31 protein-coding genes are annotated in these 26,860 nt (G+C 53.3%); 13 read left to right on the top strand and 18 right to left on the bottom strand.

The window, feature by feature from the left end; genetic code table 11:
• Positions 1–10 precede the first annotated feature (10 nt).
• Genes KNP82_RS08530 through rbsB form a run of 3 tightly spaced genes read left to right on the top strand, consistent with a single transcriptional unit; the run spans position 11 to position 3,391 of the window.
• Positions 11–1,489, top strand: a complete 1,479-nt coding sequence (locus tag KNP82_RS08530) for a sugar ABC transporter ATP-binding protein (RefSeq protein WP_029594520.1) — start codon at positions 11–13, stop codon at positions 1,487–1,489.
• Position 1,490: 1 nt separating this feature from the next.
• The gene (locus tag KNP82_RS08525) at positions 1,491–2,447 is read left to right on the top strand and encodes an ABC transporter permease subunit (protein WP_029594521.1); all 957 of its coding nucleotides are present in this window, start codon (positions 1,491–1,493) and stop codon (positions 2,445–2,447) included.
• A gap of 32 nt (positions 2,448–2,479) precedes the next feature.
• On the top strand, positions 2,480–3,391 hold the full coding sequence (rbsB, locus tag KNP82_RS08520) for a ribose ABC transporter substrate-binding protein RbsB (RefSeq protein WP_021065943.1): 912 nt from the start codon (positions 2,480–2,482) through the stop codon (positions 3,389–3,391).
• Between the two features lie 38 nt (positions 3,392–3,429).
• Here the strand turns inward: rbsB and KNP82_RS08515 are convergent, their stop codons facing one another.
• The gene (locus KNP82_RS08515; RefSeq protein ID WP_029594522.1) at positions 3,430–4,827 is read right to left on the bottom strand and encodes a 6-phospho-beta-glucosidase; all 1,398 of its coding nucleotides are present in this window, start codon (positions 4,825–4,827) and stop codon (positions 3,430–3,432) included.
• A gap of 204 nt (positions 4,828–5,031) precedes the next feature.
• On the opposite strand from KNP82_RS08515, the gene KNP82_RS08510 reads away from it, so the two are divergent.
• Positions 5,032–5,901, top strand: coding sequence for a MurR/RpiR family transcriptional regulator (locus KNP82_RS08510; RefSeq protein WP_021065945.1), 870 nt, complete (start codon positions 5,032–5,034; stop codon positions 5,899–5,901).
• A gap of 30 nt (positions 5,902–5,931) precedes the next feature.
• Here the strand turns inward: KNP82_RS08510 and kynB are convergent, their stop codons facing one another.
• The 3 genes from kynB to kynU are packed head-to-tail and all read right to left on the bottom strand — an operon-like array spanning position 5,932 to position 8,698.
• Positions 5,932–6,555, bottom strand: a complete 624-nt coding sequence (gene kynB / locus KNP82_RS08505; RefSeq protein ID WP_021065946.1) for an arylformamidase — start codon at positions 6,553–6,555, stop codon at positions 5,932–5,934.
• 14 nt (positions 6,556–6,569) lie between these two features.
• Complete coding sequence (gene kynA, locus KNP82_RS08500; protein WP_029594523.1) at positions 6,570–7,409, bottom strand: tryptophan 2,3-dioxygenase; 840 nt, start codon at positions 7,407–7,409, stop codon at positions 6,570–6,572.
• Between the two features lie 11 nt (positions 7,410–7,420).
• Positions 7,421–8,698 carry a kynureninase gene (gene kynU, locus KNP82_RS08495; protein WP_021065948.1) on the bottom strand — a complete coding sequence of 426 codons (1,278 nt, stop codon included), beginning with the start codon at positions 8,696–8,698 and terminating at the stop codon, positions 7,421–7,423.
• 192 nt (positions 8,699–8,890) lie between these two features.
• Between kynU and KNP82_RS08490 the strand changes: the two genes are divergently transcribed.
• On the top strand, positions 8,891–9,745 hold the full coding sequence (locus tag KNP82_RS08490; RefSeq protein WP_029594524.1) for an HAD family hydrolase: 855 nt from the start codon (positions 8,891–8,893) through the stop codon (positions 9,743–9,745).
• 782 nt (positions 9,746–10,527) lie between these two features.
• Entirely contained in the window at positions 10,528–10,689 is a 162-nt protein-coding gene (locus KNP82_RS08485; protein WP_021065950.1) for a hypothetical protein, read from the top strand.
• 17 nt (positions 10,690–10,706) lie between these two features.
• Here the strand turns inward: KNP82_RS08485 and abc-f are convergent, their stop codons facing one another.
• A complete protein-coding gene (gene abc-f, locus KNP82_RS08480; protein WP_214827598.1) occupies positions 10,707–12,554 on the bottom strand; it encodes a ribosomal protection-like ABC-F family protein in 1,848 nt (615 codons plus the stop codon).
• Between the two features lie 326 nt (positions 12,555–12,880).
• Between abc-f and KNP82_RS08475 the strand changes: the two genes are divergently transcribed.
• A complete protein-coding gene (locus tag KNP82_RS08475; protein ID WP_214827596.1) occupies positions 12,881–13,798 on the top strand; it encodes a DMT family transporter in 918 nt (305 codons plus the stop codon).
• A gap of 37 nt (positions 13,799–13,835) precedes the next feature.
• Here the strand turns inward: KNP82_RS08475 and KNP82_RS08470 are convergent, their stop codons facing one another.
• The 5 genes from KNP82_RS08470 to KNP82_RS08450 form a co-directional block, all read right to left on the bottom strand.
• Entirely contained in the window at positions 13,836–14,021 is a 186-nt protein-coding gene (locus KNP82_RS08470; protein WP_021065953.1) for a hypothetical protein, read from the bottom strand.
• A gap of 15 nt (positions 14,022–14,036) precedes the next feature.
• Positions 14,037–14,948: a Gfo/Idh/MocA family protein gene (locus KNP82_RS08465; protein ID WP_214827594.1), complete on the bottom strand. Its 912-nt coding sequence runs from the start codon at positions 14,946–14,948 to the stop codon at positions 14,037–14,039.
• Positions 14,949–15,032: 84 nt separating this feature from the next.
• Entirely contained in the window at positions 15,033–15,746 is a 714-nt protein-coding gene (locus KNP82_RS08460; protein ID WP_214827592.1) for an anti-sigma factor, read from the bottom strand.
• The gene (locus tag KNP82_RS08455) at positions 15,743–16,303 is read right to left on the bottom strand and encodes an RNA polymerase sigma factor (protein ID WP_214827590.1); all 561 of its coding nucleotides are present in this window, start codon (positions 16,301–16,303) and stop codon (positions 15,743–15,745) included. Before KNP82_RS08455 ends, KNP82_RS08460 begins: the two co-directional genes overlap by 4 nt.
• 115 nt (positions 16,304–16,418) lie before the next feature.
• Entirely contained in the window at positions 16,419–16,670 is a 252-nt protein-coding gene (locus KNP82_RS08450; protein ID WP_214827588.1) for a hypothetical protein, read from the bottom strand.
• A gap of 63 nt (positions 16,671–16,733) precedes the next feature.
• Here KNP82_RS08450 and KNP82_RS08445 point away from each other — a divergent pair, with 63 nt between their 5' ends.
• Positions 16,734–17,522: an HAD family hydrolase gene (locus KNP82_RS08445; protein WP_214827585.1), complete on the top strand. Its 789-nt coding sequence runs from the start codon at positions 16,734–16,736 to the stop codon at positions 17,520–17,522.
• Positions 17,523–17,528: 6 nt separating this feature from the next.
• Here KNP82_RS08445 and KNP82_RS08440 read toward each other — a convergent pair whose 3' ends face one another.
• Both KNP82_RS08440 and KNP82_RS08435 read right to left on the bottom strand, forming a co-directional pair.
• Positions 17,529–17,801, bottom strand: coding sequence for a sigma factor (locus KNP82_RS08440; protein WP_214827583.1), 273 nt, complete (start codon positions 17,799–17,801; stop codon positions 17,529–17,531).
• A gap of 165 nt (positions 17,802–17,966) precedes the next feature.
• Complete coding sequence (locus KNP82_RS08435) at positions 17,967–18,182, bottom strand: hypothetical protein (protein ID WP_251128688.1); 216 nt, start codon at positions 18,180–18,182, stop codon at positions 17,967–17,969.
• Between the two features lie 130 nt (positions 18,183–18,312).
• Between KNP82_RS08435 and KNP82_RS08430 the strand changes: the two genes are divergently transcribed.
• The 4 genes from KNP82_RS08430 (at position 18,313) to KNP82_RS08415 (ending at position 20,800) form a co-directional block, all read left to right on the top strand.
• Positions 18,313–18,546 carry a hypothetical protein gene (locus KNP82_RS08430; protein WP_029594535.1) on the top strand — a complete coding sequence of 78 codons (234 nt, stop codon included), beginning with the start codon at positions 18,313–18,315 and terminating at the stop codon, positions 18,544–18,546.
• A complete protein-coding gene (locus tag KNP82_RS08425) occupies positions 18,543–18,743 on the top strand; it encodes a helix-hairpin-helix domain-containing protein (RefSeq protein WP_029594536.1) in 201 nt (66 codons plus the stop codon). Before KNP82_RS08430 ends, KNP82_RS08425 begins: the two co-directional genes overlap by 4 nt.
• Before the next feature lie 155 nt (positions 18,744–18,898).
• Entirely contained in the window at positions 18,899–20,359 is a 1,461-nt protein-coding gene (locus KNP82_RS08420; protein ID WP_029594537.1) for a UDP-N-acetylmuramoyl-L-alanyl-D-glutamate--2,6-diaminopimelate ligase, read from the top strand.
• A 96-nt stretch (positions 20,360–20,455) separates the two neighbouring features.
• Positions 20,456–20,800: a YflT domain-containing protein gene (locus tag KNP82_RS08415; protein ID WP_029594538.1), complete on the top strand. Its 345-nt coding sequence runs from the start codon at positions 20,456–20,458 to the stop codon at positions 20,798–20,800.
• A gap of 58 nt (positions 20,801–20,858) precedes the next feature.
• Here KNP82_RS08415 and KNP82_RS08410 read toward each other — a convergent pair whose 3' ends face one another.
• Positions 20,859–21,854 carry an MDR family oxidoreductase gene (locus KNP82_RS08410; protein ID WP_214827580.1) on the bottom strand — a complete coding sequence of 332 codons (996 nt, stop codon included), beginning with the start codon at positions 21,852–21,854 and terminating at the stop codon, positions 20,859–20,861.
• Positions 21,855–22,000: 146 nt separating this feature from the next.
• Between KNP82_RS08410 and KNP82_RS08405 the strand changes: the two genes are divergently transcribed.
• A complete protein-coding gene (locus tag KNP82_RS08405) occupies positions 22,001–22,441 on the top strand; it encodes a hypothetical protein (RefSeq protein WP_214827577.1) in 441 nt (146 codons plus the stop codon).
• Positions 22,442–22,460: 19 nt separating this feature from the next.
• Here the strand turns inward: KNP82_RS08405 and KNP82_RS08400 are convergent, their stop codons facing one another.
• From KNP82_RS08400 to KNP82_RS08380, 5 genes are all read right to left on the bottom strand, one after another.
• Positions 22,461–22,667 (bottom strand): hypothetical protein, encoded by a 207-nt coding sequence (locus KNP82_RS08400; protein ID WP_034779520.1) that lies wholly within the window; start codon positions 22,665–22,667, stop codon positions 22,461–22,463.
• Between the two features lie 88 nt (positions 22,668–22,755).
• Positions 22,756–23,460 carry an SDR family NAD(P)-dependent oxidoreductase gene (locus KNP82_RS08395; RefSeq protein ID WP_214756028.1) on the bottom strand — a complete coding sequence of 235 codons (705 nt, stop codon included), beginning with the start codon at positions 23,458–23,460 and terminating at the stop codon, positions 22,756–22,758.
• 11 nt (positions 23,461–23,471) lie between these two features.
• On the bottom strand, positions 23,472–23,858 hold the full coding sequence (locus tag KNP82_RS08390; protein ID WP_138858658.1) for a GNAT family N-acetyltransferase: 387 nt from the start codon (positions 23,856–23,858) through the stop codon (positions 23,472–23,474).
• Positions 23,855–24,883: a serine hydrolase domain-containing protein gene (locus KNP82_RS08385; RefSeq protein WP_214827574.1), complete on the bottom strand. Its 1,029-nt coding sequence runs from the start codon at positions 24,881–24,883 to the stop codon at positions 23,855–23,857. The genes KNP82_RS08390 and KNP82_RS08385 overlap by 4 nt, the downstream gene beginning before the upstream one ends.
• Before the next feature lie 107 nt (positions 24,884–24,990).
• Positions 24,991–26,772 (bottom strand): solute:sodium symporter family transporter, encoded by a 1,782-nt coding sequence (locus KNP82_RS08380; protein ID WP_058765098.1) that lies wholly within the window; start codon positions 26,770–26,772, stop codon positions 24,991–24,993.
• Positions 26,773–26,860 lie beyond the last annotated feature (88 nt).

Below are 26,860 nucleotides of genomic sequence, written 5' to 3'. Positions count from 1 at the left end.
GAGGGGTTCGATGCACATCCAGTTGAAGCGCATCCATAAGTCGTTTGGTCCGGTCAGTGTATTGAAAGGCGTCGACTTCGAATTGTTACCCGGCGAAATTCATGCGTTGATGGGAGAAAACGGGGCCGGTAAATCGACACTCATGAAAGTGATGACCGGGCTGCATCCGCTCGATGAAGGGGAAGTCGTCATCGATGGAGCTGTTCGGCAGTTCAAACATCCAAAAGAAGCCGAGCGAGCCGGTATCGCGTTCATCCATCAAGAGTTGAACATACTACCGGAGCTGACCGTGATGGAAAACTTGTTTCTCGGACGGGAATTGACCGGTCCGTTCGGTGTCATCAAGCAGCAAGAGATGAAGCGTCGGGCGAGGGAGTATTTGGCCGAGTTGAACGTGTTCATGGAAGTCGATCAGCTTGCCAAACAATTATCTGTCGGACAACAGCAGATGATTGAGATCGCCAAAGCGCTCATGACGGATGCGAAAGTCATCGTCATGGACGAACCGACCGCCGCACTCACCGACCGTGAGATTCGAGCGCTGTTCTCGGTATCTCGGGCATTACGTGACCAAGGCGTGTCGATCATCTATATCTCGCACCGGATGGAAGAGATTTTTGAACTATGCGACCGCATCACGGTCCTCCGCGACGGCGTGTCGATTGGGACACACCGCATCAATGAGACATCGTTCGAAGAAATCGTTAAAGAGATGGTCGGGCGAGAGATTGGGGAACGCTATCCGGATCGGAACGCTACGATTGGTGACGTCGTACTTGAAGTCGATGGATTGATAGGTAACCGGTTCCACAATGTCTCGTTTGATGTCCGGGCCGGTGAAATTGTCGGTTTCTCGGGACTCATGGGAGCTGGACGCACCGAAGTGATGCGTGCCTTATTCGGAGCCGACCGAGCCAAAGCAGGCATCGTCAAGCTGAACGGAACCGAAATCCGAATCAAGCAACCGGCCGACGCCATCCGACACGGCATCGCCTTCTTGACGGAAGACCGGAAAGGCGAGGGATTGCTCCTCGATTTCTCATTGCGCGAAAACCTGTCGTTGCCGACGCTCGATAAACGGGCGAAAGGAACAATCATCTCACGCCAAGCAGAGGAGCAGTTCGCGGACGGTTATTTGAAAAAACTGCGCGTCAAGCACCATTCGATGGAACAAAAAGTGAAGTCGCTCTCGGGCGGGAACCAACAAAAAGTCGTTCTTGGGAAATGGCTCGGCGCCGAGCCCGACGTGCTCATTCTTGACGAGCCGACACGGGGCGTTGATGTCGGGGCGAAGAAAGAAATCTATACGATCATGAGTGAGCTGGCCGAATCGGGTGTCGCCATCATCATGGTCTCATCCGATTTACCCGAAGTGCTCGGGATGAGTGATCGGATTGTCGTCATGCGAGAAGGCGTCGTCACGGGGACGTTAACGAAAGACGAGGCGACGCAAGAAAAAGTCATGACATATGCGACAGGAGGACAATGATATGGAATTGAAAGCAGCGACTGCATTAGGGCGACCGCAAAAGCTCGGTTGGGGGCAAAAACTTGGGCCGTTGTTCGGTCTGCTCGCCATCATCGTTGTGGTGACGGCGCTCGAGCCAGGTTTTCTCTCATTGAACAACATCTTTAACGTATTACGCCAAGTCTCGATCAATGCGTTGATCGCGTTCGGGATGACGTTCGTCATTTTGACAGGCGGCATCGACTTGTCGGTCGGTTCGATTCTGGCGCTCTCGTCAGCTTTCGTTGCGGGCATGATGGTCGACGGACAACATGCGGTCATGGCGATCGCACTCGGATTGATCGCCGGTGCTGTGCTCGGTGCGTTCAACGGCGCCGTCATCACATACGGGAAAGTCGCACCGTTCATTGCGACGCTCGCGACGATGACGATTTATCGGGGTTTGACGCTCGTCTATACGGACGGTCGTCCGATTACCGGGTTAGGCGACTCGACGTGGTTCGAACTGCTCGGACGCGGTTACTTCTGGATCATCCCGGTGCCAGCCGTGACGATGTTGATCGCTTTCGGTGTGTTGTACTTCATTTTGAAAAAGACGACGTTCGGTCGTCATACGTACGCGATTGGCGGCAACGAGGAAGCCGCCAAACTGATGGGCATCGGGGTCAACAAAGTCAAAGTCTTGATTTACTCGTTGTCAGGTACGTTAGCGGCACTTGCCGGCATCATTTTAACATCGCGTCTCAACTCGGCCCAACCGACGGCCGGGACGTCTTATGAACTTGACGCCATCGCAGCGGTCGTTCTCGGGGGAACGAGTCTTGCGGGTGGACGAGGCTGGATTGTCGGGACGCTCATTGGGGCGCTTATTATCGGAACGTTGAACAACGGCTTGAACCTTCTCGGCGTCTCATCATTTTTCCAACTCGTCGTCAAAGGGGCCGTCATTTTATTCGCAGTATTGCTCGATCGAAAATAAAACGCTTAATCATCGAAAGGGGAAAACAGGAGATGAAAAAATGGACAGCTTGGCTACTCGTATTGACAATGGTCGTCATGGCAGCTTGTTCGACGGAACAACCGGGGACAAGTTCGGAGCAAGAGACAAAAGACGGGGACTTCAAAATCGGGCTCTCGATTTCGACACTAAACAACCCGTTCTTCGTCGCGTTGAAAGACGGTGCGGAAGAGCAAGCAACTGAACTAGATGCGACACTTACGGTGGCCGATGCGCAAAATGATGCAGCCAAACAAGTGAGCGACGTCGAAGACATGATTCAAAAAGGGATGGACTTGATTCTCATCAACCCGACGGATTCGGAAGCAGTCGGTGCAGCCGTTCAAAGTGCGAACGATGCGGGCATCCCGGTCATCACAGTCGACCGTAACGCCGAGTCAGGCGACGTGGTCGCGCACGTGGCGTCAGATAACGTCGCTGGTGGGAAGCTCGCAGGTGAATATATGGTCGAACTCGTCGGTGAAGGCGGGAAAGTCGTCGAGCTCGAAGGCATTCCAGGAGCGTCAGCCACGCGTGACCGTGGTCAAGGGTTCAACGAAGCGATTGACGGAAAACTTGACGTCGTTGCCAAACAGTCGGCTAACTTTGACCGGGCCCAAGGGTTGACGGTCATGGAGAACATCCTACAAGACAATAAAGACATCGTCGCGGTATTCGCTCATAACGATGAGATGGCGCTCGGTGCCGTTCAAGCGTTGAACAGTGCTGGCTTGAACGATGTCAAAGTCATCGGCTTTGATGCGACGGATGATGCCGTCAAGGCGGTCGAAGACGGAACGATGGCCGCGACGGTCGCGCAGAAACCGACGGAGATTGGAAAACTCGGTGTCGAGGCTGCTGTGAACCACTTAAAAGGGGAGACAGTGGAAGAGAACATCCCGGTCGACCTCGAATTGATTAAATAATATGAACAGCCGACGCATTCGAGGTGCGTCGGCTGTTTTTATGCTTGATGAATAGGTTGGAGTGCTTGAACGACTTCGTCTTTGATCGTGACGCCGCTCGCTTCGAGTTCAGCGATTTTATCGGCGAACTGCGGCAAGTACACTTTGTGGGCGATGAGCAGTTCATCGAGCACCCGTTTCGTGGTCTCGCCGCTCGGGATAAGCGGATTGATGATGAACGCTTGAAGGGCGAGTCCGTAGTCACCGGTCACGGCCGCTTCTTCGACGCACAGCTCCATGTTCTTCATAACTTGGAGCCATCCTTTTTCAGCGGGGGCGAGCGCGCCGAACGCGATTGGTTTCGCACCGGTCGCACCGATATAGGCCGATACTTCGACGACATCGTCTGGTGCGAGATCAGGGACGGCCCCGTTGTTCTTCGTCGAGACGACGATATGTGTGTTCTTATTGGCGTAAATCGAGGCGATTGTCTCACACGCCGCATCCGAGTAGTGGGCACCGCCGCGTTTAGACAGTTGCTCCGGTTTATGGTCGAGGTTCGGGTCTTTATACAGCTCGAACAGCTCGGCTTCCGTCTGCTTCACTTGCTCAGCCCGCGTGCCGACGGCCGGGTCCCGATATTCCTCGAGCATGTGGGCGAGCATCTCTTCGGCACGATAGTAGTATCGGTGATAGCCGCAAGGAATCAAATTCATCTGTTGCAGTTGTTCTTTGAAGAACGGCATGTCATGAATATTGGCGGGGATGCCGGAATCACCGTCATACATCTTGTCGATGATGTCGCGCGTGACGTCTTGACCATGCACGTCATGAACCCGGTGCCAGTGGAAGTGGTTCAATCCGGCGAACGAGTAAATCAACTCTTCCGGTTTCTTGCCGATTAGTTCCGGTTCTGCCATCATCGCATTGACCGGCACGTTGCACAAGCCGATGACTTTGTCCCATTTGCCGTAACGGATGACCGCATCGGTCACCATTCCGCTCGGGTTCGTGAAGTTGACGAGCCAGGCGTCCGGACAGAGCTGTTTCATATCTTCGACGATATCAAGGATGACCGGAATGGTCCGGAACGCCTTCAAGATGCCGCCGGCCCCGTTCGTCTCTTGGCCGACCATGCCGTACGAGAGCGGGATTCGTTCGTCTTTGATGCGGGCGTCGAGCAAACCGACACGGAACTGGGTCGTGACGAAGTCGGCGTCTTGTAACGCTTCTCGACGGTCGAGCGTCAAGTGGACTTTGACGTCATAAGGGGATGCGTCCCACATCCGCTGCGCCATCTGCCCGACGATGTCGAGCTTGTCCTTCCCGGCCTCGATATCGACGAGCCAAATCTCACGAATGGGTAACTCTTCATACCGCTTGATGAAGCCTTCCATCAATTCAGGTGTATAGCTGCTGCCGCCCCCGATGGTGACGAGCTTGATTCCGGTTGTCATTTAAATCTCCTCCTCATTTGTTCACAAAAAAAGTTCTGGATGTGTAAATATATTTGCTGGCTGAATACAACTCCTCATGTCCATTTCAGTATAAAATAAAGAAAAATGAACACAATAGATTTACAGACAACTCCGAAAGCGTTTACAAAATAAAACACATGTATACTTATTTTTGTGAATTCAATTTACGAGAGGAGACCGGACATGCTATTGACCGAGAAAATGAAACAAGACCTGTTCTCTAAATCGGAACGGACCGTCATCGACTATTTGTTCGCCGAACGGGAGCGAATCCACGACAAGACGATGAAACAAATCGCCGAGGTGACGTATACACACCCGTCGATATTAAGTCGTATCGCCATGAAATTGGAGTTTGCGGGTTGGCTCGAGTTGAAGGAACAGTTTTTGGAAGAAATCGAGTATTTAAATCGTCACTTCTCGGATATCGATGCCAATGAGCCATTCTCACCCAAGGACAACTTGATGGTCGTGGCGAACAAGCTGGCGGCGCTCAAGCAGATGACGATTGAGGATACGCTGTCGTTGCTCGATCACGAGGCGTTCGAGCAGGCCGTAACGATGTTATGTGAGGCGCGGCACATCAAAGTCTTTTCTGTCATCCATAATTTGTTGCTCTGTCACGACTTCAAGTCAAAGATGAACCGAATCGGCAAGCAAGTCAGTCTCTGCGAATTCGACGCCGAGTTCGAAGCGGCCAACTCGGACGAAACGACATGTGCGCTCCTGATCTCCTATACGGGAGAAAGTGATTATACGGTCGGACTTATTCCTTACTTAAAGAAACAACGTGTGCCGGTGCTCGCCTTGACGAGTCTCGGAGAGAACGCGATCTCGCATCAGGCCGACTGCACGCTCCGTTTAACGACCCGTGAGCGCCTCTACTCGAAAATTGGGAGCTTCACGACGAACGATTCGATTCATTGTCTGCTCGACCTGTTGTACGCTGGTGTGTTCTCGAAAGACTATGAGGCGAACATGGCTTACAAAGTGCAAATCTCGAAACGGTTCGATCATCGTAAAAGTTCGAGTGAAGTCATGCAGGAAGACTGAAAACACCCCTTCAAGCGAAGGGGTGTTTGTTCAATCGAGCGAACGCAAGAGCGCGCGCACCGGACTGCCATCTCCTTTGACGATTGGGAGCGGCACGGCGTTCAATTCGTAATCACCAGGGGCGATATGGTCGAGGACGAGTCCTTCGAGAATATGGACCCCGTTCCGGGCGAGTGCATGATGCGCCGCCATCTCTTTACTGTCGATCGCGTCGACCGACGGCAGATCGAGACCGATCAAGTAAATCCCAAGTTCGCCAAGCCGGTCGGCGAGTGAAGGTGTGAGTTCAGGGATATGGCTCGGGAACTCCTGCTTATTCGGCCAGCCGTCCGTCTTTAAAATCAATCGTTCGACGCCGGTCAAGTCAAAGCCGTCCAAGTCTGTCGCCTCGATCCGTTCGCGGCCAGGGAGATGGATGACTCGGGCCGGGCCGATATAGAGACCGGGATCAAGGTCGATGACGCGCTGTCCGGCGTCGTCGAAATGGAACGGGGCATCGATGTGCGTGCCTGTATGAAGGCTCATCGTCACTTTCCCGACATTGACCGAACCGCTGTCGGCCATCGGCCAAGCGATTTCGTAACGGAACGCCGTGTCACCTGGCCATGTCGTGATGGAATCTTCGAGCGGTTGCGAAACATCAATCCATGTCATCGTGTTCGTCCTCCTCACAGTTTTGTCCGGACGGTCCAAAGTTCAGGGAAGAAGCGATGGTCGAGGACGCGTCGCAAATAGTTGACGCCGGACGAGCCGCCGGTTCCCATCTTTTGACCGATAATTCGCTCGACCGTGCTCATATGGTTGAAGCGCCACATCTGTTGCTGGCTGCCGATATCGAGCAGTTTCTCTCCGAGCTCATACAAGTCCCAATATTTGTCCACGTCTCGGTACACCTCGGCCCAAGCCGTTTCGACGCTTTCGTTCCATTCCCAGTCTTTCGTGACATCCCGGTTGAGCACGGTGTCATCGATGGCGAGACCACGGCGATGCATTTCGCGGACGGTCATGTCATAGATGCTCGGTGCCTGTAGCGACGATTCGAGAAGCGGGTATAGCTCCTCATCATGGGCGTACACACTGAGTGTGCGCGCGTTCTTAAAGCCGAGGGCGAACTCGATTTGGCGGTTCTGGTACGATTGGAAGCCAGAAGACGAACCGAGTTTGTCGCGGAACTCCAAATATTCAGCCGGGGTCAACGTCGCGAGGACGCTCCACGACTGGATGAGCTGTTGTTGAATCTTCGAGACGCGGGCGAGCATCTTGAACGAACGCTCGAGCTCTCCCGTCTCGATGGCGGTCACGGCTGCCGTCAGTTCATGCAAAATCAATTTCATCCACAGCTCACTCGTCTGATGGATGATGATGAACAGCATCTCGTCATGATGGTCCGATAAGCGGTGCTGACTCGATAAAATCGGGTCGAGTTGTAAATAGTCACCGTATGACATGTCTTTTGAAAAGTCTGTCTGAATCGATTGCTCGACTTTATGTTCAATCCGTTCACTCATATCGATTCTCCTTAGGCCACGACTTCGCGGACGTTCTCGAACGCCTCGTATTCTTTGTTTTCCATAATTGTCTGTAACGTCATCACGACATCATACACATCGGTGAACGTGTTGTAGAGCGCGACCGGTGCGAGTCGGATGATGTTCGGGGCCCGGAAATCCGGAATGACGCGATGTTGTTTGAGCGCTTTACAGATGCGGGCCGCCTCCGGATGCTCGAGGCTCAAATGTGCACCGCGTTGCGTCTCATTGCGCGGGCTGCCGATGACGAATCCGTATGGGGCAAGCACCTCATCAATCAATGCAGTCATATACGTCGTCAAAGCGAGCGATTTCTCACGGATGGCGTCCATCCCGACCTCGTTGAACATCTCGAGGGCACCAAGTTGCGGGGCCAGACTCAAGACGTGCGGTGTCCCGATTTGGAACGCTCCGGCGTCATCGGCCGGCGTCATCGTGTGATCCATATCGAACTGTTTATCTTTGCGTGAACCGAACCAACCGGCCAGGCCAGGTGTCGTCCCGAAATGACGTTCATGGACGAACAGGCCGCCGACACTGCCCGGTCCGCCGTTCAAATGTTTATAGTTGCACCAGTAGGCAAAATCGACGCCCCAGTCGTGGAATGCGTGCGGGATGGCGCCGACCGAATGGCAGGCGTCAAAGCCGATCAAGATATCCCGTTCATGCGCCGCCTTGGCGAGACGGGCCATATCGAGAATTTGTCCGCTGCGATAGAGGACGGTCGGCAAGACGATCAAAGCGATCTCGTCCGTCATCGCTGCGATGATGTCTTCTTCCTTCAAATAGCGTCCGTCCGGGCTCGAGACTTGAACCAAATGTTCGCTCGGGTCGAGTCCACGGAGCTCGAGTTGACTCTTCAAGGCGTAGATGTCAGATGGGAAGGTGAGCGTGTCGGCTAAAATCTTCGTCCGCTTGCCTTCCGGTTTAAAGAATGAGGCGACGAGTTGGTGCAAGTTGACCGTCGTCGACCCGGTGACCATCACTTCTTCGGCTCTGGCTCCGACGAGTGGGGCGTTAAGTGCGGCTAATTGTTCCGATAAGTTGAACCAAGGGTGGCGTCCCGACATCCACCCATCAATCCCGAGCTCTTTCCAATCGCTCAGTGATTCGAGTAACGTCCGTTCGGCCCGTTTCGATAACAGGCCGAGCGAGTTACCGTCCATATAAATGCCGTCTTGCGGCAAATAAAATTCTCCCCGGTATGGTGCGAGCGAGTCGCTGGCGTCGCGTGTTTCTGCGTACGCCCGTGTGAAATCTTGAGCCATATCATTTCCCCCTTTGACTTGCGTGTCATGCTGACAAAAGCGTAGCAATCAGGGCATGGCGTGTCAACACGAATGACCGCAGTTCGGGCATGGTTCGCACGTGCTTCTCGCGCGTGTATATGTGATGATGAAATGGAGAGAGTCAATCTGAGGGAATTGGGTGATTAGACCCACGTGAAAGGAGAAGAGGACATGAAACTAATTGCCATCGATTTAGACGGGACGCTATTATCTCGGACAGGTGTCATCACGGAGGCGAACCAAGAGGCGATTCGCCGGCGTCAGGCCAAAGGGGATTTGGTCTCGATTTCTTCCGGACGTTCGATTCATGATATTGAGGAGCTGTTGAAGCGGAGCGATTTGTCGTGCCCGATTTTGTCAGGGAACGGCGCGATCGCCTTCTATGAAAATGAGCGGATTTATTACCATGCGCTCCCGAAAGATGTCGTGCAAGAGTTGTGGGATGTGGCCCACGAGCACGGAGCGTACGTTGAATTTTATACAAATGCCGGAGTAAAAGTACTTCGTTCGGGTACCGATTTGTTGAAGGGCGAGTTGGATGAGGTGTTGCCGCACGACCAATCGTTCTCACGGGAATGGGGCGAGCGGGAGATTGAGATTCAAAACGAACAATTCGGGTTGACATACGTCGATGCGATTGAGGACATCGACTTTGAGGCCGACGAAGTGTACAAAGTTTTTGTCTATTCGTTCGACCGGCGCAAGCTGCATGAGCTCCGGAAATTGTATGAACCACGGACAGATATTTTAATCACGACGGCGGGCTGGACGAAGATTGAAATCGGTCATCCGAACGCAAGCAAAGGGATGGCGTTGACGCAGTTAGCGGAGCATCATAACATCCCGCAATCAGACATCGTGGCCATCGGTGACAACTTGAATGATATCTCGATGTTTGAAGTGGCGGAAACACGGATCGCGATGGGGAACGCCGTCGATCCGTTGAAAGACATCAGTACCCATATCACGAAAGACGTCGAAGCGGACGGCGTCGCCTATGCGCTCGACCACTATATCGATAACTAATTTTTGGAGAAATGGTGAACAAGGATTCGTCAATCGATAAAACGGTTAATGTATCTGTGTAGTCCTCATTCAACGTGTTGAGCTGAAAGGGGGCAACGGATGAAACAAAGATTCCATCGTTGTTTGACTGAGGCCGGCTCGGTGAAATGAGAGACATGTTGGATGAAGCATCGGCTGACTAGACGACTCTCCTCGTTCAAGCTGTCGTCCACCTGACCTCGCGTAAGGGGTGAGGGGCAGACAAAAGAGAATCGGTGGGAGACTAGACGTTTAGGCAACTCGGTGTTTCAAAAAGGTGGGCCCGATGAGGTTCATGATTGATTTCAACCACATCCGTCAAAACGCAGTCAGAGTCATTGTGGAGACGAGATTCCCGTCAAGGACTTGATTGCTGTTCAGACGAACGTACGCCCCGAAATCACGTTCTGAACCACGTCCGATTTCTAGTTTATATTCATGTACCGCATGGGACGGTCGGCCGGGAAAATTCTCGGTCGGTTGAAAGTCCGCTTTTCTAGAAACGCTCACCGGAAGCGCCACGTTTGTGGCGCTTTTCTTATGGGGAGAAGGTTGTGACGCGGGCCGGTCGTTCGCCGTTTGCTTGACTTGAAACGTATAGGCGGCGTCCGGCCCCGTCCGCGGACGTTAAACCGTACACGTACGAGGGTACCCGTGTCGCCTGAAATGTTATAATGAATCGCAAGTTGTTGCTGCAAGGCGCGTTCGCTACTGGATCTTAGTCGAGTAGCAGACGTAGAGGCAAGTGGTAGAGGAGTGAGGGTATGCCAAAAATTTACTGGCTCGGGACGTTCGCGAGCGGAGTGATTCTGACGACGATGGGAGAAGCGGGCGGAGTCCCGCGGATCGTTCCCTATTTTTTGATGGCGCTCGGTGTGACCGGGTTTCTCGTTCAATCTTGGTTCGAACAAAAACGACGCCGTTAAGCCGGCGTCGTTTTTCATTACATCGATTCTAGGAGTTGGTCAAGCAGCGTGTCGATGTCAGCTTGGAGGACATCGGCCCGGTGTTGCAACGCCATCAGCTCGGTGAGGTCGTTCGTCTCATTCATTTGATGAAGAAGTTCCTGATGCGCTTCTTCAAGCGCAGACAGACGAGCCTCATCCGCCGACGTGTCTCGGGCATCGACCGTTGTCACGGGCGCTTCTGTTGATTTCGTTTTCTTCGGTACCGCCACGACTGCTTCCGGTTCGTACTGGCGTTTTTCGAGCGCATACGTGACATTTCCCGGGAAACGTGTCGCTGTAACGTCAAGCCAATAGGTGACGGGGAACAGTTTGTTCAAGAAGTAGCGGTCGTGCGAGACGGCGACGAGCGTTCCGGTGAAACGATCGAGCGCGTCTTCAAGCGCTTCGCGTGCTTCGATGTCGAGGTGGTTCGTCGGTTCGTCCAAGACGAGCACGTTCACATCCTCATGCATGAGAATGGCGAGCATGAGCCGCATCTTCTCACCGCCGCTCAAATCTTTGACCGGTTTAAAGACACTCGCACCATAGAAGAGGAATTGGGCCAACAGTTGACGGGCCTTTCCCTCGTCGACGGCAATCCGGTCGCGGAACGCCTCGATGAGCCGGTGGGAGTCCTCGAAGTCGATGTGTTGGGACAAGTAGCCGATGCGGGCGCGTTCCGCTCGTCTTACCGTACCCGAGGTCGGTTCGAGTTGGCCGAGCAACACTTTCAACAGTGTCGATTTTCCGCTCCCGTTCGGACCGACGATGGCGACACGCTCCCCGTGACCGGTGTAGAACGACACATGCTCGAAGACGGTCCGGTCGTAACTCACGGTCACATCGGTCGCCTCGAACACATCGCGGCCGGTCCGTCCGTTCGCTGTGAACTGGATGTCAGGTTGGACGGCTTCGAGGCGAGGGCGCTTAATCGTCTCGATGCGGGCGAGCGCCTTCTCCATCGATTTGGCACGGCGGTAAAATTTCTCGTTCGGCGGATTGCCCTCGTTCGCCCATTGCCGAAGCTGGCGAATCGTCTCTTTCATCTTCTTGATTTTCTTTTGTTGCTCCGTGTAGGCGTGGAACTGATCGAGCAATCGTTTTTCTTTTTGCGCAACGAACGCGCTGTAATTGCCGTCAAAACTCGTCAATTTCCCGTCCTCGCACTCGACGATGCGCGTGGCGACTGCATCGAGAAAGACGCGGTCGTGCGAGACGAGGAGTAACGTGGACGGACTTTCACGCAGGAACGTCTCGAGCCAAGCCATCGCCTCTAAATCGAGATGGTTCGTCGGTTCGTCCAGGATGAGCAGTTCCGGTTCTTGGAGCAATGCCAAGGCGAGGCCGACTTTGGTCCGTTCGCCGCCACTGAGCGTATCGAACGGTCGGTCGACGAAGCGGGTCAGGCGCAGCCCGTCGATCATCGCGTTCACTTTTGAATCGATGACGTACCCGCCACCGTTCTCATAGCGCGTCTGCAAGGCACCGTACGTCTCGAGCAGCGCGTCGATGTCGTCATTTGAGGCCATCTGTTCCTCGAGCTGTCGCATCTCGTCACCGAGTCGCGTCAACTCGGCGAACGCGGTGTAGAGCACGTCTCGACCTGACTTACCGGGATGGGCCGGGATTTGGGCCAAATAGCCGACGTGTAACCGTTGTTTGCGATAGATGGTCCCTTCGTCGGGCGAATCGGCGCCGACGATGAGACGCAGAAGCGTCGTCTTGCCGCTCCCGTTCCGTCCGACGAGTCCGATTCGTTCGCCGGCGTTCACATGAAGATTGGCATCGGTCAAGACGGCATGGCCGCCAAATTGTTTTTGGATGTGTTGTAACTCGATTAACATGAGTGGTTCCTCCTAAAGTAGAGGCCTATCAAAAAAGCCGAGCGCAAAGAAGCGCTCGGCAAGAGAGAGAGGCGCTTTGTCGTATTTCAGCAATGTCTAAAAAAGGACAGACGGGTCCTGTGATTATGCGACATCGTGAAAAATCGCACGCAAAATGTACAAATGTTCTGTTGACCAATGCGTACGTCCGACAAAGTTCACCTTTCTCCCTCCTTTCTATCATCATTACGCTCATTGTAAGCGATTTCGGTCGACTCGACAACTAGTGAGACAGGAATATTAGGGGGCAATGTCGTATTGTTTAGGCATCAGAGAGGAGAGACGTCATGCGCAAAGAATGGTTAGGTGCTATCAGTTTAACGCTCGCCGCCAGCATTTGGGGCGGGATGTACGTCGTCAGTAAATATGCGCTCGGCTATATCGAACCGTTCACGCTCATCTGGATGCGTTATGCCGTCGCGTTTGTCGTCCTGTTCGCGATGTGGTGGGCGTTCGGGCGCGAGCGAATCGGTCGACGCGACTGGAAATGGATTGCACTCGTCGGTGTCATCGGATACGTCGCCTCGATTTCGTTTCAGTTCATCGGCACGAAACTATCCGACGCCCATACGGGATCGCTCGTCACGGCGGCGACACCGGCGTTCATGGTGATTTTCGCCCGAGTCATCTTGAAAGAGCGGCTCACACCTGTCAAAATCGGGTCACTCCTGTTGGCGACGCTCGGAGTCATCATCGTCGTCGGTTGGCACGTTGAAGGCACGTATTTCATTGGGAGCCTCGTCTTGGTCGGTGCGGCCATCACGTGGGCGCTCATGTCCATCTATGTGAAAATCGCATCCGAGACGATGTCGTCGTTGACGATCACGACGTTCGCCATCGGTATCGCCTTCGTGTTGATGACGCCGCTCATGGGAATGGAAGTGGCCGCATCCGGCTTACCGAATATGACCATGGTGCTGTGGATGAGCGTATTGTATGTCGGCATCATCTCGACAGCCGGGGCGTTCTTCTTTTGGAACAAAGGGCTCGAGCTCATGGATGCGAGCGTCGGGTCATTATTCTTCTTTTTCCAACCCCTCGTCGGGGGTTACCTCGGCTGGCTCGTCCTCGACGAACGACTCGACCGCAACTTCTTTATCGGCGCCGCCTGTATCGTCACGGCCGTCACGTGGTCGACACTCGCCGAGCGACGGCAAAAGCGTGTCCGCGAGACACGTCAAGCTGAGGAGCGCCATATCTTATAACCAAAGACGACCGACCCGCTCTGGGCCGATCGTCTTTTTAAAATCCGTGATGATCGAGTTTGTCTTCGTCGCGCTTCATCTCGAGTTCGAGCCGCTGAATCGCGAGTTTCTCTTGCTCGATTTTGAGTCGAAGTTCTTCTAAACGAGCCTTCCGTGTCTTATTAAATGTATCTGCGGCGATGGACACGACGACGATGACCATAATATAGAAAAAGAAATCCATTTGATACGCCTCCTTTTAGTGTGAGCCGAACAAATCCGTCACCAGCTGTTGTGTGAGGAGCGCCTCACGACCGTCCGTCATGATGGCTGTATCCTCGGTCACTGCCGAGATAAAGTGGTCGATTGCCCCTTGGAAGCCTCGTTGGGTCAGGAGCGTGTCCCATGACCCGAACGTCTTCGTTGAATGGGCGCCGTGCTCGAACCGTTGAAGCGTCACCATCTCATCGACCGTCACGCGCAGTCCGTCGCGGATGGCGCTGAGTCCTTCATGATTCGTCCCGGCTTTACGGTGCATCGACGTCGTGTGCAGTCCGTGCTCGTCTTGCCAGATATGGCGCGCGAAGTGGAGACCGTTCGCCTCGGTCGTCGCGATTTGGCCCGTCACTAAGCGTAACTCGCTTCCGGCGAAGTACCGGAGCGTGTCGACGACATGCAAATAGTCATCGAGCAACGTGAACTGATAGTCATGGCCGCGCAATCCGTCCCCGCGATGCTTGACGAAGTCGAGCGTGTGGAATGGGGCTGCTGCTTTCACGTGCTGATACATCGGGGCGAACCGGCGATTGAAGCCGACCATGAGCTTCCGGTTCTTCTGCTCGGCCAGCTCGACGAGACGTTCCGCCTGTTCGATTGTCGCAGCGAGTGGTTTATCGACATACACATCGACACCGTTTGCGAGCAGATAAGAGACGACGTCGAAATGCGTCTCGGTCGAACTGTGGACGAACGCCGCGTCGACGGCTGCCGCGAGCTCGGGCAGTCCCGTGAATGATTCCATCCGGTGGGCCCGACAGATCGCCTCACGTTTGGCGACGGTCGGGGAATAGGCACCGACGAGTTCGAACGACGTGCTGTTCGTTAAAATCGGTAAGTACGCTTTCTGAGCGATGCCGCCGAGACCGACGACACCAATTTTAGGCTGACGCATATGTACCACTCCTTTTCTATCATCATAACGAAAAAAGAACCGAATGACACGTACGCGCGGTGCGTCAGGTCATTCGGTCCTTGCTTATAGGCTGGCACTGAGCAAGATGTCGCCCTCTGGTGTCGTGTTGCCCCGTTCGGGTTCTTTCGTGACAGCAACGGTATCCCAGTCCACCTCTGATTCGGTCGAATCGAGCGTATAGATGACGGTCCCGTTCCCTTTGTCGTCCGTAACGAACGCCCCCGTCGGAATCGGCGAACCGTCTTTTAACAACCAAACTTGATACACTTCGTTCGCTTCGAGCGCATCGAGTCCGTTCGTCTGGACGATGAGCTGGCGCTGGCCGTCCTGTTCGGCGAGGTAAGCCACGCCTTCCGATTCGCCTTCGAGCGGGACGGTCTCGGTCAAGGCGATTCCGCTCGGGTCATCTTGGTTCAAGAGCAGATAGCCGTTCCCGATCAAGGAGAGCATGAGTGCGGCCGCGAGAGCGAGCGCCCCCCATGGCGTCTTCTGTTTCTTCTTCGTGGCTGTGAACGGTGTGATCGGGGTCGGTTCGTCTTGCTTCGACTCCGTCTCCGTCTTGTCTTCTGCGAACACGTTGTCGAGGATGCGTGCCTTCATCCCGCTTGGCGGTTCAGCCGGTTCAGAGAGGAACGCGACGCCGCCGACGAGGGCCTCGAGTTGTTCGAGCTCTTCTTGACATGTTTGACATGTCGCGAGATGCGCTTCAAACCGGATGCGTTCGTCTTCTGTCAAATGCTGGTTGAAATAATCGATCAATTGGTCACAAGCGTTCATCGTTCCACCTCCTTATCATTCAAATCATGGGATAAATGCCTTCGTAACTGTTTCAACGCTAATCGAATCCTTCCTTTTACAGTACCGAGCGGGATGCCGCACGTATCGGCAATCTTTTGTTGGCTGAGCCCTTGGAAGTACATGAGACGGACGACTTGTTGTTGCTCGACCGGAAGCTCGGCCATCGCCGTCTCGATTTGGGTCCGCTCTTCTTGCCATTCGACCTCGGTCTCGACGGACGGGGCCGGGGACGGGATAGCTTCCGCGTAGGACTCATCCAGTTGCAGGTCAGGTTTTCGTTTGCGAATCAAGTCGATTGTGACGTGACGGCTCATCGTGAACAGCCACGATTTGAATTTTCCTTTTGTCTCATCATACACGCCGCCACCGCGCCATAGCTTGATGAATACTTCTTGCATCGCTTCTTCGGCGAGGTCGCGGTCTTTCGTCAACTGCATGACGAACGCGTAGAGGATTCGTTCATAGCGGTCATAAAGTGTCTCGAGCGCTTGTTTGTCTTTTTGCCTGACGCGCTCGTACAATTCAATATCAGTCATGGCTGTCTCCTTTATCCATAAGGGAATCCCTTGTATTGATCTAACGGATGAAACCGTGAAATGGATGCCTATTTGAGGTGACTATTTTGTGAACGGTCGTTATGTAGTCCCGTGTTTAACGGGAGCATGTCGATGTCGCGTCGCCGAGTCGGTGAAAGAGTTTCAAATTCAAGGCACTGAGCAGTCGATACGTCACGTAACTAAACAGCATTGCTGTGAGGAATGTGATGAGAAGCGCAAATCCGTTCGGGAGCCATTGTTGCCAAAATGAATATGTCCGTATGCCGAACAAAAAGGTGAAGACGAGCCCGAACCCGATTACGATTCCGCTATACTGACAGTAGTAGCGGCTTAAACGATTTTTCATGTTGCACGTCCTTTCTCCTTTTACTATACGAGAAGGGGGTATGGCGACACAAGGAGGATGACGATGAAACGATTTACAAAGGAAGGACGGACGCTCATCTGTTTTGATTTCGACGAGACGTACTTCCCGCATGCTTGTTCCGCAAAGCAGTTGGAGCACTTGCGGCAACTCGAAGATTTTCTCGATCATCATTCACATCACTTATCGACGATGTGGGTGACGGGGAGTTCGCTCGAGACGATTATGGAGAAAGTGAAGCGGGCCGAGATGCGTTACTTCCCACATCGAATCGCGGCGAGTCTCGGGACAGAGCTGTATCAAGTGACGGCGTCCGGACAACTGGAGCTTGATCCCGGTTATTCGTCACGGTTTCCCGATGATTTTTCAGACCGCGTCACCCAAGTCGTCGACAGGCTAGGGCGAACACTCACGATTGAACCACAGACGAATCTTGGCACAAGCGGCTGGATGCACAATTATTATTACTTCGGCGAGAGCGCACAGGAGCTCGAGCATATTCGTTCGAGTGCCGGTGACTTCGGAATCGCGGTCAACGTTAGTCGTTGCAACCCGCTCGCCGGGGATCCGGCAGACGCCTACGATATTGATTTCATCCCACGAGGGGCGGGGAAAGTCGCTGCAGTCGACTACGTGTGCGACCGATATACGTTTCAGACCGAGCACGCCTATGCGTTCGGGGACAGTGGGAACGATTTAGGGATGTTGAGGTATGTCGGCAACGGCTATGTACTTGGCAACGGGACCGAAGAAGCCAAACGAGAACATGGTCGTGTCACCGAGGGCATGTATGCGGATGGGATTCTAGAAGTGTTGCATCGAGCGGTGCGGTAGACGGATTTAAGCGCTGGCGACTAGACGTAGCGCTGCGGTCTCCACACGTTCGAACAAATGAGTTTTCAGCCGATGGGTCGTCAAATCGAGCGGCAGACGACGTTTCCAAAGCTCTGTGAACACTTCGGAGAGGACGGCCTCGGCCAAGTCGGCTCGCGTCGTCAAGCGGAGGGCGAGTGAATATAAGATGCGATCATAGCGGTCGTAAAGCAGTTCGAGCGCAGAAGTGTCGCGGTTTAACATGCGTGCGTATAAATCGTGATCGGATATGAATGACATGGTGGACTCCTTCAGAATGAGACTCTCTCGTGGTTGGGTTGCGGGCAAATGACGTAACCTTCTTATTTCACTTATAAGGTGAACGTAAACGGTTACTTTCCGATTCGAGCACATTCAAAAACAGCCAATGTTCCGCTGATGAGCGGAATGTTGGCTGTTTTGTAGTTAAAACGACGTATAACAGTGCGGGCACGTCTGTGTGTTCCCGCCGGACCGTTTGAACGTTTTCTTACAGTTCGGACACGTGACGGTCTCGGTGTCTTGACCGAACAGGCTGCCGCGGTTGAATAAAACATTGCTTAAATTTGGCAAGGCTTTGGCCGCATAAATCATGGAAATGAATAAGACGATGGCCAAAACGGCCAACAGCAAATAGGTCATATCGGGTAAACCCCTTTCGCAAAAGATTCATTTCTTCTAGCATACGGCAAATCGCTCAAACGCACACCTCTAGACTGGAGTTACGAACAAATGTTCGATATAATAAAGGTAACAAAAGGAGGGAAATCAGATGAGGCAAGAGGTCATGCGTTGGATGCGGAACGGACAAGTCGTAGAAATGGTGTATATCGATCGGAACGGGGTCATTTCAAAGCGACGCGTCAAACTGATGAAGCTACAAGGCGATCGACTTGTCGCGTGGGATATACGCAAGAAGGCCCGTCGGACATTTTGTATGGAACGTGTCCTCGCCTGTCTCCCGACGATCGAACGAGATTCAGGACGAGAGGAGGGAATTGGATGACACCACTTCCGAAATGTTCGGCGCCGGCCGAACGGGCGCTCAAGGCCGCCTATATCGATACGCTCGAACAGTTGGCCACGTATACGAAGCAAGAGATTGCGGCCTTACATGGGGTCGGGCCAAGTGTGCTGCGAATCTTGGAAACCGCGCTTCATGAGCAAGGACTTCGGTTCACCGACAGCGAAATACATTCCTAGTCCCGTCCTGGACTAGGAATTTTTTGGTTGGGCGATTGCATTGCACGTAAAAAGGGAAGTAATATATTTGTCATCTCCATTACAGCCTAATATCTAGTACCATGACGATAAGGTTTGCGAACCTAGCGACACCCATGAGAAAGGAAGTACACAGCATGAGGACGAAACGTTTATCCGCCATTCTAGAAAATGAGATGGATGACATCGAACGCGATCCATGGGTGACCGGAATTGAGACAGATTCCAGAAAGGTCAGTCCAGGGAATTTATTTATCTGTATCCGCGGTTATACGGTGGACGGACATGAATTCGCTGAGGATGCCGTCTCCAAAGGAGCGGTTGCTGTCATCTCGGAATACCCGCTTGATCTTGAGGTGCCGAACCTTGTCGTCGCGGACACGAAGCGGACAGCCGGCGTGGTGGCCAGTGCCTTTTATGACCACCCCTCACATCGGATGCGTATTTACGGTGTCACCGGTACGAATGGCAAAACGACGACCGCGACATTGACATATGATTTATTTCGTCTGTCCGGACGGCCGGTCGGGATTGTCAGTACGATTGGAGCACGTTATAGAGATCAAACATTAAAAACACCAAATACGACGCCGGAAGCCGTCGTCTTACATCGTATTTTGGCCGAGATGGCGGATGCCGGCGTGACCGACTGTGTCGTCGAAGTCTCCTCGCATGCAATGATGGAAGGACGTGTCGAAGGCGTCCGATTTCACGCGGCGGCGTTCACGAACTTGACGCATGACCACTTGGATTACCATCGCTCAATGGACGAGTACGCCCGGGCCAAAGCCCGATTATTCGAACAAGTCGAAACGACAGACGGGGACGCCATTATTTTGAACGCCGAAGACCCGGCCAGTAAGACGATGGCCGCGTTTGCCCCGACCCGTCGACGTATCATGTATAGCACGCATGCCGACGTACCGGCCGATATCCAAGTCATTTGGCATGACCAAACGGTAGTCGTCAAAATGAACGCACTGACGATTGAGGCGCCGGTCCGCTTCATGGGCGCATTCAACGCCGCCAACCTGGCTGCGGCCATCGGTCTCGTCTCGACGTCGGAACTGATGTTGCGCTCCATCATCGCCAACGTGCCAGGACTCACGCTTCCAAAAGGTCGTCTCGAGCGACTTGATACGGAAGATGGCGAGATTTATATCGACTATGCCCATACGCCGGACGGACTCGAAAAATGTTTGTCGACGCTTCAGCAAGGTGAGCGAGAGCTCGTGGTCGTCTTGAGTGCGGCCGGAGACCGAGATCCGACGAAGCGGGCAGAGATGGGTCGAATCGCGAGCCGCTATTCAGACGATTTAATCGTGACAGTACATGACGTGCGGACGGAAGACCCGAGGCACATCATCGATGGATTGCTCGAAGGTGTTGATTCGAACACGCATTACGTGACGTTCGAGGAACGGCGAGATGCCTTGCGCCATGCAGCGCAACAAGCGCTCGTCGGGAAACGGATCGTCGTCGTCGGAAAAGGTCATGACCACGTCGAACGAGTCGGACAAGAGTCGATTCCGTTCAACGAATCGGACATTTTGCTCGATGAATTAAAAAAATTAAAAGGCCAAGAACCGGCCGTTTAACGAAACGATGACAGCTGTCATCGTTTTTTAATGTGTAATTTTTGCAAAAGAAGGTAATTACTCTTACTGTAACGCTATCGAAGGAGGGAACTACACATGTCAGTTTTGTACAAAGAGTTCACAAATGATGAAGAAGTTGTGACCGCCATTCAATCGATGAAAGCGAAAGGGATTGAGGACAAGCACATTTATGTCGTCACCCACGATGATGACCGGACCGATCGTGTGGCCGATAACGCCGACGCGAATACAGTATCGGCATCAGACGTCGGCCTGGGGACGGCCGCGAAAAATGTATTCCGTAAAAAAGGGGACGAGCTCCGAGCCCAATTCGAACAGCTCGGCTTCTCATCGACAGAAGCGGACCAACTCGAGAAAAAATTAGACCAAGGCAAGGTGATTGTCGTCGTCAAAGACGCACCAGCCGGATTCACTTTATAATTCCACCACCATGGAGAATACAGGGACAGGGCTGAATCGATGGATTCAGCCCTGTTTGTTAGTCATGGATCCGAACGACGGTCCGGCCGCTCAGTTCGCCGCGCATCATCGCCTCAGCGTGGCGAGGGACGTCATGCAACGGAATCTCATGAATCATATGGTTGAGCACGTTAGAATCAAGCAGCTCATCCAATCGTTCCCACGCCTTCAGACGACGTACGATGGGTTGCATGACCGAATCAATGCCGATGAGCCGTACGCCTCGTAAGATGAACGGATAGACGGTCGTGTGGAGCTCATGGCCACCGGCAAGCCCACACGCAACGACCGTCCCTTCATAGCGCGTTCGGCTGAGGATATTACCGAGCGTCTCGCCTCCGACCGAGTCGATGGCAGCATCGAACCGCTGTTCATCCAGCGGTCGGGCCGGTCCTTCGAGCTCGCTTCGGGCCATCACGTTCTCGACACCGAGGTCGCGCAAATACGCCGGGTCTTGTTTGCCGGTCGAGGCAATCACGTGATAGCCGAGCTTGTGGAGCAAGGCGATGGCAAAACTGCCGACTCCCCCGGAAGCACCGGTCACAAGTACTTCTTGACCAGGATGTACACCCTCGTGTTCGAGCGCCTCAACAGCGAACATGGCGGTAAGTCCTGGCGTTCCGATTGTCATTGCATCTCGCAGCGCCATGCCTTTCGGTAGTTTGATGAGCCAGTTCCCAGGGACTTGAGCGTAACGGCTGAAGCCACCGAAATGTCGTTCGCCGATGCCGAAACCGGTCGCAATGATATCGTCGCCGGCTTTGAAATTGAGATGGTCGGATTCAACGACTTTCCCGACGAACTCGCACCCGGGGATGAACGGATAATGACTGACGATTTTGCCGGATCCGGTCAGCCCGAGAGCGTCTTTGTAGTTGAGCGCTGAATAATGGACTTCGACGAGGACGTTGCCGTCTTCTTCTCTCGGAAGGGCGTCGAATTTGACGTCGGTCACCGTGGAATGGAGACGGTCGTCTTTTTTGTCGAGGACGAGTGCTTGAAATGATTCGTTCATGGTCAATTGGCCCCTTTCGCTGATACGTATTCTATTCCTTTGTTATCATTCCCTACCTGCCAAAATATATACACGAATGTTTCGTTCTAACAGGGAGTGGAATGGTACAATGAAAGAGATTCAACTAGAGTGAGGAGGAATGAAGCATGCGGCACGACGACTATGAGTTTGATGAAGAAGTAGAAGAAGTAGAAGAAGGCGAATTGTTTAACGTATACGACATTCTGCCACCGGATGGAACCATTCTTGAGATGGCAACGGCCGAAGAGATGGTACGTGCGGCGGAACTCGAGGCGACACATAATGCGCTCGAGCGAATCCAAGACTCAAACTTTCAGTTGTCAGGGGTAACCTTTAAAGAGTTGCTGGCAGAGTTCGAACGATACGAGCAAGAATCGATGGAATTCTGGACAGGCGTTTATAGCCGATTGCGCATTCCATGGGCATGGACGATTCGAATCGATGTGGCCAACGGTCCGATTCACGTCGTCAATGACCGCGACATCTTTATCGATGAAGCGGACTTCGAAGAGTATGATTTCGAGGAATATGCTGATGATGATTACGAAGAAGAAGACAATCAATGAATCCAAAAACGTCTTTCCCTCATTCAGGGAAAGACGTTTTTTTGCTGTCGAGGAGAGCAACACGGATGCGCGTTACTTCTGTCGCTCCGAACCAAAGCCCGACGCTACATAAGATGGCGACACCGCTCACCATCGCTCCGACAATCGCCGTGTCCCCAATCATCGTGAACGACAATCCGAGACTGAACAAGCCGAAAAATAATAATCCTCCTGCAATCGTCTTCATGACTTAGCCACCCTTTCTCATTTCATCTGTCTCTAGTGTAGGCGGTTGAACCTAAAAAGGGTGGCTGAATTTTATACCAGGTGAAAAATCAGTCTAGGTCATACACCGAATACGTCTTGCCATTCTCGAACGGCTCGTCTAGCAAGTGTTTCGCCAAAATGCGGGCAACCGTCTCAGGGGTGCGCAATCGTCCTTCCGTCACATAGGAGCGGAACTGTTCAACGTCACGGAACGCGTCTTCTGACGAGGCCCGAATGCTTTCCTGCATCGCGGTGTCCATGACGCCTGGATTGAACAAGGCGACCTTGTCGTCCGTCCCGGTCAATTCAAGGGCGACCGTCTCCGTGAAATGGTCGAGCCCGGCTTTCGTCGCACAATAGGCGCTCCAGCCCGAGATGGGGCGCTTGGCGGCCCCTGAGGTCACATGGATGAGCGAGACGGGCAAGTCGTACGCGAGCACCGCGTTCGTCAAGAGCATCGGGGCGAGCAGATTGGCTTGGACGTGGGCGATAAGCTGCGCATCATCCACTTGACCGGCCCGGTGAATCGGTTCAATCAACGCCGCATTTTGGACGACGAGCAAGGACGTTGCCGTCTCGATGAGCGGCTTCATCTGTCCAATCGCGGCCAGTGTGCTTGTCGGATCGGCTAAGTCGACCTTGACGTGACGGAACGAGGCATCGGTCGCCTGCGTCCGTGAAAAATTGACGACCTCATAATCACGCTTCAATAATTCCTCGGCGATGGCACGGCCGAGGCCGCGCGATGCACCGGTCACAATAGCTAGTTTCATGGCAGTTCCTCCTATTCGTGAATCGTCTTCCGATATCCGTAAAACGGACGGAAATTCAATTTCTCGTAATACGTGTGGGATGAAGCGCTCGCGAGCATCTCGAGGCGCGTTTCGGGGTAGAGCGCATGCACGTGTGACAGCAGTCGCTCGCCAATCCCGAGGCGACGGTGCGAGGCCGCGATGAGCAGTTCGCACACGTACAGGCTCACGGTCGTGTCGGTCAATCCACGCAAGTAGGCGATCACCTGTCCTTCTGACTCGACGACATAGGCGACGTTCGATTGCCGCCACGCCTGTTTCGTCAACTCGTGTTGTCGGACGAGTTGACTCCAACCTTCCGCTTCATTCAACGCTTGAATCTGTTCGAAGTCACGTTCTTCGTATGGGCGGATATTCAAGAAGACACACCTGCTTTCTGTTCGATGACTTTCATGAGGTCGAACGCCCCGTCTGACTCGTTCGAACAGACGACCGAGACGATGTCTGTGGCCGGGTAGTAAGCAGAATGAAAACTGACGCCGGGGTCATAACCCATGACATGATATTTGAAGACGTGTCGATTCGCGTCCAATTGAATCCACAGACCGTAGCCATAATGTGCGCCTGTTTCGTTCACTGGCACGTGAGGCGTGAGCAACCGTGACGTCATCGCCTCCCCAAGCAGGCGATGACCGAGCAGGGCGCTCCAAAGTTTGGCCATATCTTGTGCCGTCACGAACGCGCCGCCGTCCGCGCCGCCTTTGACGGGAATCGAATAGTGGTTCGTCCGCCAAGAGCCGTCCACATTGTCGATATACCCGAGCGCCGTGTGCGCTGGTAAGGCATCGAGGGAGAAGTACCCCGAATCGGTCATGTCGGCCGGCTTGAACACGAATCGTTCGATATAGTTCGAGAACATCAACTCGCTCGCTTGTTCGACGATGAGGCCGAGCAAGATATAACCGGCATTATTATATTGAAACACGCCTCGTTCTTGTCGCATCGGCTCGTGTTGGAACATCGGAAGAAAGTCACGTAGCTGCCTGATGTGATACATCGGACGTTGCCGCCACAATTCCTCAAAATCGTCCATGACAGACTCGTCGAAATAATCGGGGATGCCGGACGTGTGAGTGAGCAACTGTTCGACTGTCACGGCCGGATCGAACGTTGGAAAATCGATGGTGAGGCATTCGCCGAGCGTCGATGTGAATGCCAACTTGTCTTGTTCGATGAGCTGGCAGACGGCGATGGCCGTGAACAACTTACAGCCCGAAGCGATACCGAATCGGGTCGACGTTCGATTTTCGATGCGTTCCGCCCGATTCGCATAACCTTGTTGATGGTCGAACAGGATGTCGTTCTGTCGCATGACGAGCGCCGATCCAGAAAAATCAGGTTTAATGGGAAGGTCAGTAAAGTCGTCGTCCAAAAGCTTGTTCATCGGGCACCTCCGAAAGTTTGTCTAGTGTTTTTAGCATAGCATACGGCCAATCAATCCCTAACCACACAAAAAAATGTCTCCTCCGTCAAAGGCGGAGGAGACGCTGATTATTCACCAATCGCTTCTTCACGGTCAGTGTCCGTCGTACCGAGATTCGTCAAGTAAACCTCATATCTCGGGAGCCAGTAGCGATAGGACGCCCAAACGAGGCCACCCGTCACAACGAACAAGGCGATGGTCGCCGGCCAGAACCAGCTCGAGACAATCCCGTCCGCATAGGCGAGACCGATCGGTGAGAAGACGAAGTAGACGAAAATCATCGACGCGACAAGGATGATGGAAGTCGAAATTGCATGACGCCATGGCTTGACGCGGCCAAGATCGATGCGAATCGGATTGATGTGTTGCATCGGTCGAACTTTTGCGAATACGAGCATGATGGTCGTTTCGAGGACGAACAAAATCCCGTAAATGTGAATGAAGTTGATGCCAAGGTCGAAGCCGAACCACTGCTCCGTTCCCCAGACGAGGAAGTAATACGTGACGACGTGGAAGCCGATGACGAGTTTCGCGGCAATCGGCGGTACGCGCTTCACGAGCATCCCGATTAAGACGATGACGAGAATCGGGATATTGAAGAAACCGGTGAAGCGGCGAATCAAGTCCCACAGTCCGTCCGGTGCGTACATCAAGTTCGGAGCGACGAAGAACGAGACGAGCGCGACGAACGTCCCGAACCATTTGCTGACACGAATCAAATCTTTGTCAGACGCGTCCGGTTTGAACTTCGGCTTATAAATATCGAGCACGAATAAGGTGGCGATACTATTGAGCAACGAGTTGAACGAGCTGAACACGGCACCGAGCAAGACGGCGAGGAAGAAGCCCATGAGCCACATCGGCAACAAGTCGGCAATCAAGCTCGGATAAGCGAGGTCCGCCTTATCGACGTTCGTGCCATACAAATGGAACGCGATAATCCCTGGAAGCAGCATGAAAATCGGGACGAGCAACTTCAAATAACCGGTGAAAAGTACCCCTTTTTGACCCTCGGCCAAGTTCTTCGCCCCGAGTGCCCGTTGGATGACATATTGATTGAGCGCCCAATAAAACAAGTTCGCAAAAATCATCCCCGTGAAGATGGACAAGAACGGAACGGAATCGTTCTCTGAACCGATCGCGTTCAGTTTCTCTGGATTCTCGGTTGCAATCGTCTTCATCCCATCGACGAGGTTGCCGTCACCGAGCGCGATGAAGCCGAGCGTCGGGACGAGGAAACCGATGATGATTAATCCGATCCCGTTCAACGTGTCGGAGACGGCGACGGCGCGGAGACCACCGAAAATGGCGTAAACGGCTCCGATAATCCCGATGAACCAAATGACGAGCCAGAGCGACTGCTCGAAGCTGATTCCGAGTAATTCCGGTACGTCAAACAGTTGCAGGACGGCCAATCCGCCGGAATAGAGCATCGATGGGATCGTGACGCACATATAGCCGAACAAGAACAACAGGACCGTCAAGCGGCGGACGTCCTCGTCATACCGTTGGCTCAAAAATTCAGGGATCGTCGAAATCCCGATTCCGAGAAAACGCGGCAGTAAAAAGAGCGCCATGATGATGGCGGCGATTCCGGCTGTGACTTCCCACGCCATGGCTGACATGTTGCCGGCGAACGATTGCCCGTTTAAGCCGATCAACTGCTCGGCTGACAAGTTCGTCAATAAGAGTGATCCGGCGATAAAGATGCCGGTTAGCCCCCGTCCTGCCAAGAAGTAGTCGTCGGCACTCTCGACTTTCCCTTTCGTCATGCGATAAGACACGTAAGCGACGAGCCCCATGAATAAGGCCCCTGTGATTAATATGTAAACAACTTGTTGAATGGTCAACGACATTCCCTCCCTCAACTTCTTCTTATTTATAAGTACTTTTTCATAACTACCCTTCACGAAGTATGATTATTTCCCGTTTTCTCTT

This window comes from Exiguobacterium sp. s26 (genome assembly GCF_018618235.1).
GTDB classification, from domain to species: Bacteria; Bacillota; Bacilli; order Exiguobacteriales; family Exiguobacteriaceae; genus Exiguobacterium; species Exiguobacterium chiriqhucha.
The sequence above is the reverse complement of the archived record's forward strand: the minus strand, read 5'-3'. Positions and strand labels throughout refer to the sequence as shown.

Coding starts and splice junctions, on each gene's coding strand:
- KNP82_RS08530 (WP_029594520.1), top strand. CDS start 11: ATGCACATCCAGTTGAAGCGCATCCATAAGTCGTTTGGTCCGGTCAGT.
- KNP82_RS08525 (WP_029594521.1), top strand. CDS start 1,491: ATGGAATTGAAAGCAGCGACTGCATTAGGGCGACCGCAAAAGCTCGGT.
- rbsB (WP_021065943.1), top strand. CDS start 2,480: ATGAAAAAATGGACAGCTTGGCTACTCGTATTGACAATGGTCGTCATG.
- KNP82_RS08515 (WP_029594522.1), bottom strand. CDS start 4,827: ATGACAACCGGAATCAAGCTCGTCACCATCGGGGGCGGCAGCAGCTAT.
- KNP82_RS08510 (WP_021065945.1), top strand. CDS start 5,032: ATGCTATTGACCGAGAAAATGAAACAAGACCTGTTCTCTAAATCGGAA.
- kynB (WP_021065946.1), bottom strand. CDS start 6,555: ATGACATGGATTGATGTTTCGCAACCGCTCGAAGATTCCATCACGACA.
- kynA (WP_029594523.1), bottom strand. CDS start 7,409: ATGAGTGAACGGATTGAACATAAAGTCGAGCAATCGATTCAGACAGAC.
- kynU (WP_021065948.1), bottom strand. CDS start 8,698: ATGGCTCAAGATTTCACACGGGCGTACGCAGAAACACGCGACGCCAGC.
- KNP82_RS08490 (WP_029594524.1), top strand. CDS start 8,891: ATGAAACTAATTGCCATCGATTTAGACGGGACGCTATTATCTCGGACA.
- KNP82_RS08485 (WP_021065950.1), top strand. CDS start 10,528: ATGCCAAAAATTTACTGGCTCGGGACGTTCGCGAGCGGAGTGATTCTG.
- abc-f (WP_214827598.1), bottom strand. CDS start 12,554: ATGTTAATCGAGTTACAACACATCCAAAAACAATTTGGCGGCCATGCC.
- KNP82_RS08475 (WP_214827596.1), top strand. CDS start 12,881: ATGCGCAAAGAATGGTTAGGTGCTATCAGTTTAACGCTCGCCGCCAGC.
- KNP82_RS08470 (WP_021065953.1), bottom strand. CDS start 14,021: ATGGATTTCTTTTTCTATATTATGGTCATCGTCGTCGTGTCCATCGCC.
- KNP82_RS08465 (WP_214827594.1), bottom strand. CDS start 14,948: ATGCGTCAGCCTAAAATTGGTGTCGTCGGTCTCGGCGGCATCGCTCAG.
- KNP82_RS08460 (WP_214827592.1), bottom strand. CDS start 15,746: ATGAACGCTTGTGACCAATTGATCGATTATTTCAACCAGCATTTGACA.
- KNP82_RS08455 (WP_214827590.1), bottom strand. CDS start 16,303: ATGACTGATATTGAATTGTACGAGCGCGTCAGGCAAAAAGACAAACAA.
- KNP82_RS08450 (WP_214827588.1), bottom strand. CDS start 16,670: ATGAAAAATCGTTTAAGCCGCTACTACTGTCAGTATAGCGGAATCGTA.
- KNP82_RS08445 (WP_214827585.1), top strand. CDS start 16,734: ATGAAACGATTTACAAAGGAAGGACGGACGCTCATCTGTTTTGATTTC.
- KNP82_RS08440 (WP_214827583.1), bottom strand. CDS start 17,801: ATGTCATTCATATCCGATCACGATTTATACGCACGCATGTTAAACCGC.
- KNP82_RS08435 (WP_251128688.1), bottom strand. CDS start 18,182: ATGACCTATTTGCTGTTGGCCGTTTTGGCCATCGTCTTATTCATTTCC.
- KNP82_RS08430 (WP_029594535.1), top strand. CDS start 18,313: ATGAGGCAAGAGGTCATGCGTTGGATGCGGAACGGACAAGTCGTAGAA.
- KNP82_RS08425 (WP_029594536.1), top strand. CDS start 18,543: ATGACACCACTTCCGAAATGTTCGGCGCCGGCCGAACGGGCGCTCAAG.
- KNP82_RS08420 (WP_029594537.1), top strand. CDS start 18,899: ATGAGGACGAAACGTTTATCCGCCATTCTAGAAAATGAGATGGATGAC.
- KNP82_RS08415 (WP_029594538.1), top strand. CDS start 20,456: ATGTCAGTTTTGTACAAAGAGTTCACAAATGATGAAGAAGTTGTGACC.
- KNP82_RS08410 (WP_214827580.1), bottom strand. CDS start 21,854: ATGAACGAATCATTTCAAGCACTCGTCCTCGACAAAAAAGACGACCGT.
- KNP82_RS08405 (WP_214827577.1), top strand. CDS start 22,001: ATGCGGCACGACGACTATGAGTTTGATGAAGAAGTAGAAGAAGTAGAA.
- KNP82_RS08400 (WP_034779520.1), bottom strand. CDS start 22,667: ATGAAGACGATTGCAGGAGGATTATTATTTTTCGGCTTGTTCAGTCTC.
- KNP82_RS08395 (WP_214756028.1), bottom strand. CDS start 23,460: ATGAAACTAGCTATTGTGACCGGTGCATCGCGCGGCCTCGGCCGTGCC.
- KNP82_RS08385 (WP_214827574.1), bottom strand. CDS start 24,883: ATGAACAAGCTTTTGGACGACGACTTTACTGACCTTCCCATTAAACCT.